This is a genomic window from Pseudomonas sp. GL93, from assembly GCF_003408955.1.
Lineage (GTDB): Bacteria > Pseudomonadota > Gammaproteobacteria > Pseudomonadales > Pseudomonadaceae > Aquipseudomonas > Aquipseudomonas paracarnis.
Window position 1 is genome coordinate 104063 of record NZ_NKRF01000135.1, and the last position, 14514, is coordinate 118576.

Genomic DNA, 14514 nt, shown 5'->3' on the forward strand with positions numbered 1-14514 from the left:
CCATCTTACCCGATAGCGCCCTCTGGTCCTGGTGATCACCACATTTGGCGCACGTGATTGCGTGATGTTTGAGCGTTCGCCAAGGGTTTTTGAAAAGTACAGATTGATTTTGGTGAATCGTATAGTGATACACTGAACCTTATCGTGGTTCACGTATCTTTTTTTTCATCTTCCTGGGGAGTGCTTCTGGTGAAGCTCAGATGGCCGTCGCGTGCTGTACATATTCTTCCGCTCACCACCGCGTTACTGGTGGGCTGTAATCAATCCGAACAGGTTTCGACCGCCAGTGCTCCGGTGGAGGTTGGGGTCTATACGGTCAAGGCCGAGTCCTTGGTCATGACCACTGATCTGCCTGGGCGAACCTCGGCTTATCGCGTTGCGCAGGTACGCCCGCAAGTCAGTGGCATTCTGCAAAAGCGTCTGTTTGAAGAAGGTGCTCAGGTCAAGGAAGGGCAGCAGCTCTACCAGATTGATCCGGCGACCTATCAGGCCACCCTGGCCCGCGCGCAGGCCAACCTGGACACCGCGCAAAACCTGGCCAAACGCTACGCGAGCCTGCTGGAAACCAAAGCCATCAGCCGCCAGCAGCATGACGACGCGCAAGCGGCGTGGAAGCAGGCCAAGGCCGATGTTCAGGTCGCCAGCATCAACGTCCAGTACACCAAGGTGCTGTCGCCGATCAGCGGGCGGATCGGGCGCTCCAACATCACTGAAGGTGCACTGGTGACGAACGGGCAGGGCACGGAACTGGCGACGGTCAACCAGCTGGACCCCATCTATGTCGATGTGACCCAACCCATTACTCGCATGTTGGCACTGGAGCGTGCGCTGGAGTCTGGCAGCTTGCAGAGCACGGGTGCGGGGCAGGCACATGTCACCCTGACCCTGGATGATGGCAGTGCATACCCATTGCCGGGTGCGTTGAAGTTCTCCGAAGTCAGCGTTGATCCCGGCACAGGCTCTGTGACTATGCGCGCGGTGTTTCCTAACCCCAACGGTAAATTACTGCCCGGCATGTTCGTCCATGCACAACTTAAGGAAGGCGTGCGCGAGGCGGCCAAACTGGTGCCGCAGCAAGGCATTATTCGCGACAGCCGGGGTGTCGCCACGGCGTGGGTGATTAAGCCGGATGAGACCGTCGAGCTGCGTGAGCTGCAAACCTTGCGCACCGTGGGCAATGCCTGGTTGGTCGGCAAGGGGATCGAAGCTGGAGAGCAAGTGGTCACCGAAGGGGTGCAACGCTTGCGCGCGGGAGCAAAGGTCAAGGCCAGTCCGGCCACTAACGTTGAGTTGATCAGCGACTTCAGCGCCACGACCGGCGAAGGGAGCTGATACCCATGTCCCGTTTCTTTATCGACAGGCCGATCTTTGCCTGGGTTATCGCCTTGATGCTCATGTTGGGGGGCGCGTTGGCGGTAATTTCGCTGCCCGTCAACCAGTACCCGAATATTGCGCCACCCGCCGTGCAGATCACTGTGACCTACCCGGGGGCGTCGGCACAGACCGTGCAGGACACGGTGGTGCAGGTGATCGAGCAGCAGCTCAATGGTTTGGATGGCCTGCGCTACATCTCCTCATCCAGCAACACCGATGGCAGCATGCAGATCATCGTCACCTTCGATCAGGGTACCGACCCGGACATCGCACAGGTGCAGGTGCAGAACAAGCTGCAACTGGCTACCCCCATGTTGCCCGAAGAAGTCCAGCGCCAAGGCATTCGGGTGGTGAAGTATCAGGTCAACTTCATGTTGATTCTGGGGCTGGTCTCGACCGATGGCCGAATGTCGGACTTCGACATGGGCAACCTGATTGTCGCCAATCTGCAGGACCCTATTTCACGGACCAAGGGGGTCGGTGACTTTTTAGTCTTGGGTTCACAGAACGCCATGCGTATCTGGCTCGACCCCGGCAAGTTGAACAGCTATCAGTTGGTGCCCCAGGACGTCATGAGCGCGATTTCGGCGCAGAACGTCCAGGTGTCATCCGGGATGCTCGGTGGTTTGCCGGCACGTAAAGGTATTGAGCTGTCGGCCACGATCATTGGCAAGACGCGCATGACCACCGTGGACGAGTTCCGCGAGATCCTGCTCAAGGTCAATCCCGACGGCTCGCAGGTGCGTATCAAAGATGTGGCCGAAGTGGGGCTTCAAGCGGAAAACTTTTCCATTTCCAGCCAGTTCAACGGTAAGCCTGCCTCGGGGCTTGCGTTGCGCCTTGCCACCGGTGCCAACCTGTTGGATGCGGTCGCGGCGGTCAAGAAAACCGCGGATGAGCTCAAGCCTTACCTGCCGGAAGGGGTCGAGATTGTATTCCCCTACGACACCTCGCCCGTGGTGGCAGCCTCGATCAAGTCGGTGATCTACACCCTGTTTGAAGCGATCGTGCTGGTGTTTCTGGTGATGTTCCTGTTCTTGCAGAACGTTCGGGCCACGCTGATTCCTTCGTTGGCGGTACCGGTGGTGCTGCTGGCCACATTCGGCGTGTTGTTCGCCTTTGGTTTCACCGTCAACGTGATGACCATGTTTGCTATGGTGCTGGCCATTGGTTTGCTGGTGGACGATGCCATCGTGGTGGTGGAGAACGTCGAGCGGATCATGGCCGAGGAGGGGTTATCGCCTAAAGAGGCGACACGCAAATCCATGGACCAGATTTCCGGAGCCTTGGTGGGTATCGGCCTGGTGATCTCGGCGGTGTTCATGCCGATGGCGTTCTTCAGTGGCTCTGCGGGTGTGATCTATCGGCAATTCTCGATCACCATCATCGCCGCGATGAGCTTTTCGGTGCTGGTTGCCCTGATATTTACCCCTGCGCTGTGTGCCACCTTGCTCAAGCCGCACAAAGCCGGCGCGCGCGAGAAAAAAGGTTTCTTTGGCTGGTTCAACCGCACGTTCGAAAAAAACACACTGCGCTATGAGCGCAGCGTCAAAGGCATCCTCACGCGGCGCTGGCGCTTCATGGGTATTTACCTGTTATTGACCGTGGGAGCTGGGTTGCTGTTTACCAAGATCCCAATGGCATTTTTGCCTGACGAAGACCAGGGCATCATGGCGGTTCAGGTGCAACTGCCACAGAACGCCAGCGCAGAACGGACCGAAGACGTCCTGGGGCAGGTGCGTAAATTCCTGTTGGAAGACGAAGGCGTTGGTATTTCATCGGCCTTCACCGTGAACGGTTTCAACTTTGCCGGTCGCGGCCAGAGCAGCGGGATCGTGTTCGTGGCCTTGCGGCCGTTTGCCGAGCGTACATCGCCTGAGCTATCGGTATTTGCTATCGCCAAGCGTTTGAACGCGAAGTTCGGCGCAATCAAAGACGCCAACGTGATTGCCCTAGTGCCACCTGCGATCCTGGAGATGGGTAACTCGACCGGGTTCAACGTGTTCCTGCAGGATAACGGCAATGTCGGTCATGCCGGCCTGATGGCTGCCCGTAATCAGTTCCTGGGGTTGGCGGCACAAGATCCGACGTTGATGCTGACCCGGCCTAACGGCCTGGATGATGAAGCGCAGTACCAGGTCATCATCAATGATGAGCAGGCGCGGGCGCTGCAGGTGTCCATCGCCGACATCAACCAGACGATGTCGGTCGCCTGGGGCTCGGCCTATGTCAATGACTTCATCGACGGCGGTCGTGTCAAGCGGGTGTATGTGCAGGGCGACCAGGACTCACGCATCGCGCCTGAAGACTTCGACAAGTGGTACGTACGCAACGCACAGGGCGAAATGGTGCCGTTTTCGGCGTTCGCCACGGGCAAGTGGGTGTATGGTTCGCCGAAGCTGGAGCGCTACGGGGGTATCTCTGCCATCGAACTCCTGGGTACACCGGCCCCTGGCTACAGCACCGGTGATGCCATGGCAGCGGTTGAACGCATCGCGGCGCAGTTGCCGCCTGGCATCGGTATGTCCTACACCGGTTTGTCCTATGAGGAGCGACACGCGGGTGCGCAGGGGCCAATGCTGTATGTCCTCTCATTGCTGATTGTGTTCCTGTGCCTGGCCGCGCTGTATGAGAGCTGGACGATTCCGGTGTCGGTGCTGTTGGTGGTGCCGCTGGGTATTCTCGGGGCTGTCTGTGCGACCTTGCTGCGCGGGCTGTCCAACGACGTGTTCTTTCAGGTCGGGATGCTCACCACCATGGGTTTGGCGGCGAAGAATGCGATCTTGATCGTGGAGTTTGCCAAAGACCTTTATGAGCACCAGGGACGCACGCTGGTCGAAGCTGCCGTGGAGGCTGCCCGCCTGCGCTTGCGGCCGATCATCATGACCTCGATTGCATTCATTATGGGCGTGTTGCCCTTGGCCCGGGCTGTCGGCGCGAGCAGCGGCAGCCAGCACTCCATCGGCACCGGCGTGGTGGGCGGTACGCTCGCGGCGACCTTCCTGGCGATCTTTTTCGTGCCCCTGTTCTACACGTTCGTCACCGGCCTGTTGAGCAAAAAGAAACAACCGGATAACGTCCCGTCGGGAGAGCAAGCATGAGACTTAAAACGTTGACGCTCTGTGTGTGCCTCGGAATTGGCGTGCCGGGGTGCAGCCTGATTCCGCAAAAAACCTGGCTGCAAGTGCCTGCCGAGAACACCTGGCCGCAAGGCGCTGCCTATGCCCAGCCCGGTGTGATCGAGGCCAATGCACCCCGGGTACTGTGGAATGACTTTTTCCGCGATGACGGGCTGCGACGGATGATTGCCGTGGCCCTGGAGAACAATCGGGACCTGCGGGTCGCGGCCCTGAATGTCCAGGCTTATCGTGCGCAATACCGGATCCAGCGCTCGGCACTGTTTCCCTCTGTGGATGTGAATGGCAGCGGCAACCGGCAGCGGTTGCCGGCTGATCTGTCGAGTACGGGGAGCGCCGGTATTCAGAGTCAATATGGACTGAATGTCGGCATCACCTCTTATGAGCTGGATGTATTTGGACGCGTCAGTAGCCTCAACGCGGCGGCTCTGGAAAATTACCTGGCCACCGCACAGGCGCAGAACAGCATCCGTATCGGCTTGATCGCCGATGTGGCGAGTGCGTATCTGACGTGGCGTACCGACCAGGCGTTGCTTGAGCTGACCACCAGAACCTTGGACAGCTACAGCGCGAGTCTGACGCTGACCAGCCAGGCGCATCAGGCGGGGACGTCTTCCGAATTGGATGTACGCCAGGCGCGTACTCAGGTCGATACCGCCAAGGCACAAATGCTGCAGTACACCCGCCAAGTTGCCCAGGACGTCAACGCCCTGCGGCTACTGCTGGGTGCCAAAATCCCTGACGACCTACCCAAAGGCACGCCGCTGGAGGGCGTCGTCCTGGCGGACATCCCCGTGGGGTTGCCGTCCGAACTGTTGCGCCATCGGCCGGATATCTTGCAGGCCGAGCATCTGTTGTTGGCGGCGAATGCCAACATCGGCGCGGCTCGGGCTGCGTTCTTTCCCTCGATTCGCTTAACTGCGACGGCCGGCTCTGCCAGCAGTGAGTTGGGTGACCTGCTCAATGGCGGCCAAGGCAGCTGGAGCTTTGCTCCGCAGATCAGCGTGCCGATTTTCAACGGGGGCCGGCTGCGCGCCAGTCTGGATTACGCCGAAATCCAGAAAGACATCAGCGTTGCCCAATACGAAAAGAGCATCCAGACCGCGTTTCGCGAGGTGGCCGATGGCTTGGCGGCGCAGGGCACCTTTGGCAAGCAGTTGCAGGCACAGCGTGATCTGGTGATGGATAGTCGCGCCTATTTCGATTTGGCGCAGCAGCGCTATGAAACGGGTGTTGACAGTCATTTGACCCTCCTTGATGCCCAGCGACTGTTATTCACGGCCGAGCAAAGGCTGTTGAGCGATCAACTGCTTAAGCTGGACAGTCAAGTCCAGCTATACAAGGCGCTAGGCGGAGGTTGGGAGCCCTCTCAACTGATCAGTTCCGCTCGATAGTCACGTCAAAAAAACGGGCCAGCGTTGGCTGGCTCGTCAACGATCGTCATGAGTTTTCTCTCCTTTTTTCTGAAACGCCTGCTCGAGTCAGTGGTGATGCTGCTGGGAAATGTCCTACATATTGGTGGGAAATTTCTCACGAGTATGTGCGCCGGTAAATGTCCGAACACCGCATGTGTGACCGGACGTTATTGGTTTGGCTGACTAGCCCTCGACGTTGTTTGAAGGGCGCTCAGTCGGATTTCTCATATTTGGAGCGAAAGCACGTATGGCGCAGGTTAGTTTGATAGATATCAAATCTGGAAAACTGGTAGAGCAGGCAACGGGTAATTCCACCACCGTTGGCAGCCCCAGTATCGTAAAGATTTCGTTGAATCCTGAAACGCTGAAGTCTGCTTCCCGGGCTGGCGACGATTTGGTCATCGTGTTGAAGTCCGGTGAGCAGGTTGTGCTCAAGGGCTTTTTTGTTGTGGCGGCTGACGGTCTGCACAATGAGTTGGTGTTGGAAAACGAAGGGAAATTCTGGCACGCGACTTATGAGCCAAGCCAGGCATCACTTTCTTTAAAAGAGATTTCCAATGTAGATGAGCTGCTTGTGGAGGACGGTGACAACACCTTCATGTGGCTCATTGGTGCACTTGGGCTCGGCGGCGTGGTGGCGTTGGCGACTCACAGTGGCGGCAGTGGTGGCGGTGGTGGCGCAAACGCAGATGCTGCTGTCAGCGCTACCAAACCGTCTGCGCCCGTGATCAGTTTCGATACCCAGGCCAACAAGCTCGCTATCCAGGGCCGCCCTGGCGCTGCATTTGAGGTCAAGGGGGAGGGTGGTCAGGTACTTGCCTCCGGCACGCTGGGTAATGATGGCCGTGTACAGGTCGAGCTACCTTCAAGCGCCAGCCATCAAACTATTACCACGACTCAGACGGAGAATGGCCTTCAGTCTGATCCTTCCGTAGCACTCACCCTGCCGCTGATGAAGCCGACACTGGGCACGCTAAATCCCGACACCGGGGAATTGCCGGTGACCGGCAAACCGGGCGCGACCGTGCAGGTGCAGGACCAGAACGGCAACCCGATTGGCAACCCAGTCACTCTGGACGACAACGGTCAGGGCACCGTAACGCTGCCGGGCAACACCAGCGGCCAGCAGGTCGGTGTGGTGGTCAAGGACGGTGACACCCAGTCGCCTGCCACCAACGTTGATGTGCCGCTGTTGGCACCGCAGTTGGGCACTGTCGATCCTGAGACCGGCAATGTGGCGGTGGCCGGCAACCCGGGGGCGGCCGGGCAGGGGCAAGACCAGAAAGGCAACCCGATTGGCAACCCAGTCACTTTGGACGACAACGGTCAGGGCACCGTAACGCTGCCGGGCAACACCAGCGGCCAGCAGGTCGGTGTGGTGGTCAAGGACGGTGACACCCAGTCGCCTGCCACCAACGTTGATGTGCCGCTGTTGGCACCGCAGTTGGGCACTGTCGATCCTGAGACCGGCAATGTGGCGGTTACCGGCAAGCCGGGTGCGACCGTGCAGGTGCAAGACCAAAACGGCAACCCGATTGGCAACCCAGTCACTCTGGACGACAAAGGCCAGGGCACCGTGACCCTGCCGGGCAACACCAGCGGCCAGCAGGTCGGTGTGGTGGTCAAGGATGGTGACACGCAGTCGCCGGCCACCAACGTTGACGTACCGTTGCTGGCACCACAATTGGGCCCTATCGATCCAGCCACCGGCAACGTAGTAGTCACCGGCAAGCCGGGCGCAACCGTGCAGGCGCAGGACGCAAGCGGCAAGCCAATTGGCAACCCAGTCACTCTGGACGACAAAGGCCAGGGCACCGTAACGCTGCCAGGCAACACCAGCGGCCAGCAGGTCGGTGTGGTGGTCAAGGATGGTGACACGCAGTCGCCGGCCACCAACGTTGACGTACCGCTGCTGGCACCACAATTGGGCCCTATCGATCCAGCCACTGGCAACGTAGTAGTCACCGGCAAGCCAGGCGCGACCGTGCAGGCGCAGGACGCAAGCGGCAAGCCAATTGGCAACCCAGTCACCCTGGATGACAAAGGCCAGGGCACCATAACGCTGCCAGGCAACACCAGCGGCCAACAAGTCGGCGTGGCGCTCGATGACGGCATCAACCCACCGCTCACGACCAACGTTGACGTACCGCTGCTGGCACCACAATTGGGCCCTATCGATCCAGCCACCGGCAACGTAGTAGTCACCGGCAAGCCAGGCGCGACCGTGCAGGCGCAGGACGCAAGCGGCAAGCCAATTGGCAACCCAGTCACCCTGGACGACAAAGGCCAGGGCACCATAACGCTGCCAGGCAACACCAGCGGCCAACAAGTCGGCGTGGCGCTCGATGACGGCATCAACCCACCGCTCACGACCAACGTTGACGTACCGCTGCTGGCACCACAATTGGGCCCTATCGATCCAGCCACCGGCAATGTAGTGGTCACCGGCAAGCCAGGCGCGACCGTGCAGGCGCAAGACCAGAACGGCAGCCCGATTGGCAACCCAGTCACTCTGGACGACAAAGGTCAGGGCACCATAACGCTGCCAGGCAACACTAGCGGCCAACAGGTCGGCGTGGCGCTCGATGACGGCATCAACCCACCGCTCACGACCAACGTCGAAGTACCGTTGCTGGCTCCGCAGTTGGGCACTGTCGATCCAGCCACCGGCAACGTAGTAGTCACAGGCAAGCCAGGCGCGACCGTGCAGGCGCAGGACGCAAACGGCAAGCCAATTGGCAAACCAGTCACTTTGGACGATAAAGGCGAGGGCACTCTCACACTGCCTGGCAATGCCAGTGACCAAAAGGTCGGCGTGGTGCTCAATGACGGCACCAACCCGCCGCTCACAACCAACCTTGACGTGCCGTTGCTGGCACCGCAGTTGGGTCCTGTCGATCCTGCCACCGGTCTGTTGCCGGTCATCGGCAAGCCAGGGGCCAGCGTTCAGCTGCAAGACAGTACGGGCGCCCCGATTGGTAATCCTGTCGTCCTGGACACCCAGGGCAACGGCACGTTGACGCTGCCTGCAAACACCGCTGGCGAAAGCGTGCAGGCTGTGCAGACGTCGGACACCATCACATCGCCGACCAGCCCAACGCTGGCCATCCCCACATTGACCCCTACCGTGGGCACAATCGACCCGCAAACCGGCATCCTCGAAGTGACGGGCAAACCAGGCGCGACCGTGCAGTTGAAAGACAGCACGGGCAAAACCGTGGGTACTCCGGTCACCCTGGACGCCGACGGCAAAGGCACGTTGCAAATCCCGACCACCCTGAGCGAGCAGCCTGTGGCGGTCACCCAGACCGTGAACAACAACGAGTCCCAGGCCACCGCTCCACAGAGCGTGCCGTTGTTGAAGCCAGAGCTGGGTGATGTCAACGCCGCAACCGGCGGGTTGACGGTTACCGGCAAACCAGGTGCCACCGTGCAGTTGCAAGACAGCACTGGCCAACCGATCGGTACTCCAATCGTCCTGAGTGACGAGGGCGAAGGCGTGCTGACGTTGCCTGCAAACACCTCAGGCGAAAGCGTGAAGGCCGTGCAAACGTCGGGTACAGCCACATCGCCCGCCAGCGACTTGCTGACCGTCCCCGTATTGACCCCCGTCGTGGGCACAATCGATCCGGAAGGCACCCTCCTGGTGCAGGGGAAACCGGGTGCCACCGTGCAGTTGAAGGACAGCACAGGCAGCACCGTGGGTACGCCAGTCACGCTGGACGCGCAAGGCCAGGGCTCACTGCAAGTGCCGACGACCCTGAGCGAGCAGCCTGTGGCGGTCACCCAGACCGTGGACAACATCGAGTCACCACCCACCACCGCGCTGACCGCGCCGTTGTTGAAACCCGAACTGGGTGATGTCAACGCCTCCGGCCAACTGCTGGTTACCGGTAAGCCGGGTGCTAGCGTGCAATTGCAGGACAGCGAAGGAGCACCGATCGGCGCGCCAGTGATCCTGGATGAGCAGGGCCAGTTCCTGATCACGCTGCCCAAGGAAGCCAGCGGCGAAAATCTGCAGGCCGTTCAAACCTCGGGCACTGTGCAATCGCCCGTCAGCAACACCGTGTTGGCGCCAGTGCTTGCGCCGGTTGTGGGCGCTGTCGATGACGCGAACAATCTAGTGAATGTTCAAGGCAAGCCGAACGCGACCGTGCAGTTGAAAGACAGCACTGGCCTGCCGATAGGCAACCCCGTGACCCTGAATGACCAAGGCGAAGGCCAGATCCCATTGCGCCCGCAATTGAGCAACCTGGATCTGACCGTCACCCAATTGGTCGACAGTGTCGAGTCCGGCCCTTCCGGCGTGGCGGTACCTATGCTGACACCGATACTGGGTCAGGTTGACGGAGGAACGCGAAGTGTCACCCTGGATGGTAAACCTGGGGCCGTGTTCCAGGTATTTAACGACGTAACAGGCGAGGTCTACGTTCGAGGTGTTTTCGATCCGGACGGTAAGGCAACGGTAACGCTACCCTTCAACGCCAGCGGGCAAAGCATCACCGCCAGCCAGGAAGACGCTGCTACCACCAGCCGCACGGGTGCGCTTGACGCACAGTTTGACAACCCGGCGCTGCAAACGGTCGAACCGGCCAAGCCGGCCAAGCGCTCAGAAAAGGCCCCATCGATTGAGGTTCCGCTGTTCGAGCCGAAATTGACTTTCAACGAAGACGGCACCGCCCTGGAAATCGTCGGTATGCCGGGTGGGCAGGTAGAGGTCAAGAACGCTGCGGGTGAAGTGGTTGAACGCCTCACATTGGGCAATGATGGCAAGGGCAATCTGGTCCTTTCTCCGGCATTGCGTGGAGAGTCGGTTAGCGTAACCATCAAGGATGGGCAGGAAGAATCGGCGACGGTACAGACTGCCATTCCTTTGCTCAAAGTGGTGTTGGGCCCGGTTGATCCAAAAAACGGCCTGACGGCGGTCGAAGGCAAAGCGGGCGCCAGCGTGCAGTTGCAGGACAAGGACGGCAAGCCGGTGGGGTCACCTGTGACGTTGGATGCCCAAGGCAAAGGCGTGATCTCGATCCCGGTCTCCCTTGGCGCAGAGACTCTGCAGGCGGTTCAAACCTTCAAGGAGGCCAAGTCGCCTGTCAGCGATGCCCTGGTGGTTCCGCTGCTTGCGCCAACCCTGGCATTTGATGCGACCAAAGCTGAGTTGTCGGTCACTGGCAAACCGAACGCTACTGTTCAGTTGCAGGACAAAGGCGGCAACCCGGTTGGTGCGCCGGTACAGCTGGACGCACAAGGCCAGGCCGTGATCAAGCTGCCCCAGGCTCTGGGCGGTGGGGAAGTGGGCGTGGTTGCCCAAGCGGCAGGTATTACGTCGCAGGCCGCGACGCTCGAGGTGCCGTTGCTGGCGCCGGTGTTCGGTGCTGTCGATGCGGTCACCGGGCAGGTGAGCGTAGAAGGTAAGCCCAACGCTGTTGTGCAAATCAACACCCCGGACGGCACAATCGTTCGTGTGCCTCTGGATGCAAATGGCAAGGGCAGTGTGCTGTTGCCTTCCGGCGCAAGCGGTGAAGACCTCAAGGCGACGGTCAGCCTGGGCAGCCTGGAGTCGGCGCCTGCCACCCTGTCGGTGCCTGTGCTGGCGCCCCGTGACGCGGTGATCAATGACACCGGCAGCGCGGTAACGGTCAAGGGCAAGCCGGGCGAAATCATCAAGGTCATGGATGCCAGCGGCAAGGAGCTGGGCAGTGGCGTGGTCAACAAGACCGGTTCTGTCGAGATTGCCTTGAGCACTCCTCAGAAGACCGGCGCCATCTTGAGCGTGACGGCCTACGACGAGGGGAAGGCATCGCCAAGCGTTTCTGTCGTGGCGCCGCTTATCGATGCGGACCTGCCATTGCCACCTACCGACCTGAATATCAACCCCAGCGGCACTCGCGTGTTGGGCAAGGTCAAGCCAGGTGAAACGGTCAAGATCGTCAACCTCGAGACCCAACAGGATCTGGGCACGTTCGCAGCTGGGCCTGACGGTATGTTTTCGGCCAATATCCCCGCGCAGAATGGCGGTGACAGGCTTGCCATCAGTGCGGTCAAGGGTGACAAGGTGTCGGAGCCTGCGCTGTTGCTGGTACCCCTGAGCGCCGAAGACACGCCAGCCAAGCCTTTCGATGTGAGTGTGGACGCCACCGGCACCAAGGTGCAGGGCAAGGGTGCGCCGAACACCATCGTATTGATCAAAGCGGCGGACGACACAACCGTGATCGCCAAGGGCATCGTCGGGCCGGACGGCACTTTTGAGGTCACTATCCCCGTACAGCCGGGCGGTCAGCTGTTGAACGTCGCGTTGCAGAACAACGACAAGGTGTCGGCTTCTGAATCGGTCATGACGCCGCACATTGCCTCCAATACGCCGACAGAGGTGCAAGTCGACGAAGCCGGCACCCAGGTGACGGGCAAGGGCAACACGGGCGAAACCATCCGCGTCAAGGATGCCCAGGGCAAAGAGATCGGTTCCGGGGTTGTCCAGCAGGATGGCACCTTTGTGGTCAACATCCCGAAACAGCCCAACGGCACCACCCTGGCGGTGACGGCACAAGGGCAGGGCGTGGAGTCCGCGCCGGCCTATGTGAAAACACCGGTCACTGAGGTTGATCGACCTGCACAACCGGAAGCTCACCTGGATGCCGCTGGCACCCAGATCACCGGTAAGACCCTGCCGGGTGCGAGTGTGTCGGTCAAGGACGCCAACGGCCAGTTGCTGGCCGGGCCAATCGTGGCTGGCGAGGACGGTACGTTCGCCGCAACCATTACCAAGCAGCCTGCGGGCAGCAAGGTTTCGGTGGTGGCTGAATTGGCAGGCAAGGAGTCGCTGCCAACCGAACTGATTGCACCTCAGGTAGCAGGCGAGGCAATCCCGGCGCCGCTGAGCGCGATGATCAGTGCCGATGGCAAACTTGTCTCCGGCAAGGCCACCCCCAATACCAAGGTAGTGGTAAAAAATGCCGCAAGCGAGACCCTGGGCGAACAACCTGTCGATGCCGACGGCAACTATGAGGTGCCGGTAAAAGCACAGATGGGCGGGACAGTGTTGCAGGTGACTTCAGCGTCCCTGGATAACCAGTCCACCTCCACAGGTTCAGTGTCGGTAACGGCGCCTTATCAATTGGTGGCGGAACACAATGAGGTCACCGTCAGCCAGTTTATTGATCCAAACATCGCCAATCTGGAGCAGAACAAATCCTCTACCTTCGTCACACCGGTCAGCTCGGGCGTCAACAGCGTTCTTAACTGGTTCTCTAATACGTTGGGTGGCGGGGATCTCTTGCCGACTTCAGCCACTTATCACTTCATTGTCAGTGACAGTGAAAAGGTCGACATTACGGTCAATAGCTCGGCACCGGTAAACGTTGATGTGGGCAACTTCAATGGCGTGAAGCTGGAGAAGTTGATCGATGGTAAGTGGGTTGACGTGCGCAGCAGCAGCGCAGGCGGGCTGGGCAACCTGTCGGTTCTGCCGATCCTTGCGACCAAGTCGGGTATTTCCCTGGCCTACGAAATGCCGGGTGAGTACCGGGTGACGGTCAATAACTTTGACATTTTGGGGGTCGGGGCCAAAACCTACACCACCAGCATTGTTCATACCTCGTTCATTGGTGGTTTTGCCAACAGTGCGATAAAGAGTGACTTGATTCTGCCGGCAGGCGCAACGTTGTTGAAGGTCAACGACACGACACTTGCCAATGAAGTGCGCACGGTGGTCAAAGGCCAGTTTGGTGACCTGAGCATCGGTGCCGATGGTCAAGCCACCTACAGGCAGAACAGCAATGCCACCCCTTCGGACCAGACCGAGACGTTCTCGTATGAGGCCAGGACTGCTGGGGGAGCCATTCTCACCTCGACCTTCCAAATTGATATCAAGGCGTATTCCGTCTCGGGTGATTTGATCGACAGTGATGATGCCAGCATCGTCAGCGTCGATGGCAAATCGGTGCCTTCGATCAATCAGGAAACCATTGCCGGTAAATACGGTGATTTGAAAGTCGCGGCGAACGGTGACTACACCTACACGCCAAAACTCAGCCTGACGGGTCTGAATGAAGTCGAGACCTTCTCGTATCAGGTACGGCACACGAACGGCGAGACGGTGACCTCCACCCTGGCGGTGAAGATTGCCGACTCCAAGCTCGTCACTGAGCTCAACGAGGTGTCGACCAGTGTGGCCCCCGCGCCTGATCTGGCGGCGCAACTCGCTCAGCCGGAAAGCCAGGTGGAGGCAGACGTCGACAGCGACACTGCACTGCCGTCGTTCAACCTGGGCCAGGGGCCAAACCTGGACGTCAACAAGCTGGTCAGCCTGCAAGCCAAGGACGATCCGGCCAAGCCTGCGTTGACGGTGACCTTGAACGACATCTTGCAAGCCGATGGCACGGTGTCGAAGTCGACATCTGCCTCGACCCTGGACTTGCCGGATTCGTGGAAACCCGATGGCGTCAAGGCGCCGCTGGATGGCCATGAGTATGTGCACTACATCGATGAAACGTCGAAGAAAGACCTCTGGGTCGAGAGTGGTGTTTCCGTCGTTTAAGTCGTAATGACAGAGCCCTGGGCCGTATGGCCCAGGGTTATTTTCCCTGAGT

The 14514-nt window shown here is 59.7% G+C and carries 4 protein-coding genes; all 4 read left to right on the plus strand.

Going from position 1 to position 14514, the window contains the following annotated elements; all coding sequences use genetic code 11:
- The first annotated feature begins 189 nt into the window (after window positions 1-189).
- The 4 genes from CER19_RS28130 to CER19_RS28145 all read left to right on the plus strand — a co-directional run bounded on the left by CER19_RS28130 (window position 190) and on the right by CER19_RS28145 (window position 14462).
- On the plus strand, window positions 190-1332 hold the full coding sequence (locus CER19_RS28130; protein ID WP_371921564.1) for an efflux RND transporter periplasmic adaptor subunit: 1143 nt from the start codon (window positions 190-192) through the stop codon (window positions 1330-1332).
- Window positions 1333-1337: 5 nt separating this feature from the next.
- On the plus strand, window positions 1338-4475 hold the full coding sequence (locus tag CER19_RS28135) for an efflux RND transporter permease subunit (RefSeq protein ID WP_116668760.1): 3138 nt from the start codon (window positions 1338-1340) through the stop codon (window positions 4473-4475).
- Entirely contained in the window at window positions 4472-5905 is a 1434-nt protein-coding gene (locus CER19_RS28140) for an efflux transporter outer membrane subunit (protein WP_116668761.1), read from the plus strand. Before CER19_RS28135 ends, CER19_RS28140 begins: the two co-directional genes overlap by 4 nt.
- Window positions 5906-6173: 268 nt before the next feature.
- On the plus strand, window positions 6174-14462 hold the full coding sequence (locus CER19_RS28145; protein ID WP_116668762.1) for an Ig-like domain-containing protein: 8289 nt from the start codon (window positions 6174-6176) through the stop codon (window positions 14460-14462).
- Window positions 14463-14514 lie beyond the last annotated feature (52 nt).

What these genes read in the sequence shown, in the direction of transcription:
- CER19_RS28135 (WP_116668760.1), top strand. Translation starts at nt 1,338, where the DNA reads ATGTCCCGTTTCTTTATCGACAGGCCGATCTTTGCCTGGGTTATCGCC.
- CER19_RS28140 (WP_116668761.1), top strand. Translation starts at nt 4,472, where the DNA reads ATGAGACTTAAAACGTTGACGCTCTGTGTGTGCCTCGGAATTGGCGTG.
- CER19_RS28145 (WP_116668762.1), top strand. Translation starts at nt 6,174, where the DNA reads ATGGCGCAGGTTAGTTTGATAGATATCAAATCTGGAAAACTGGTAGAG.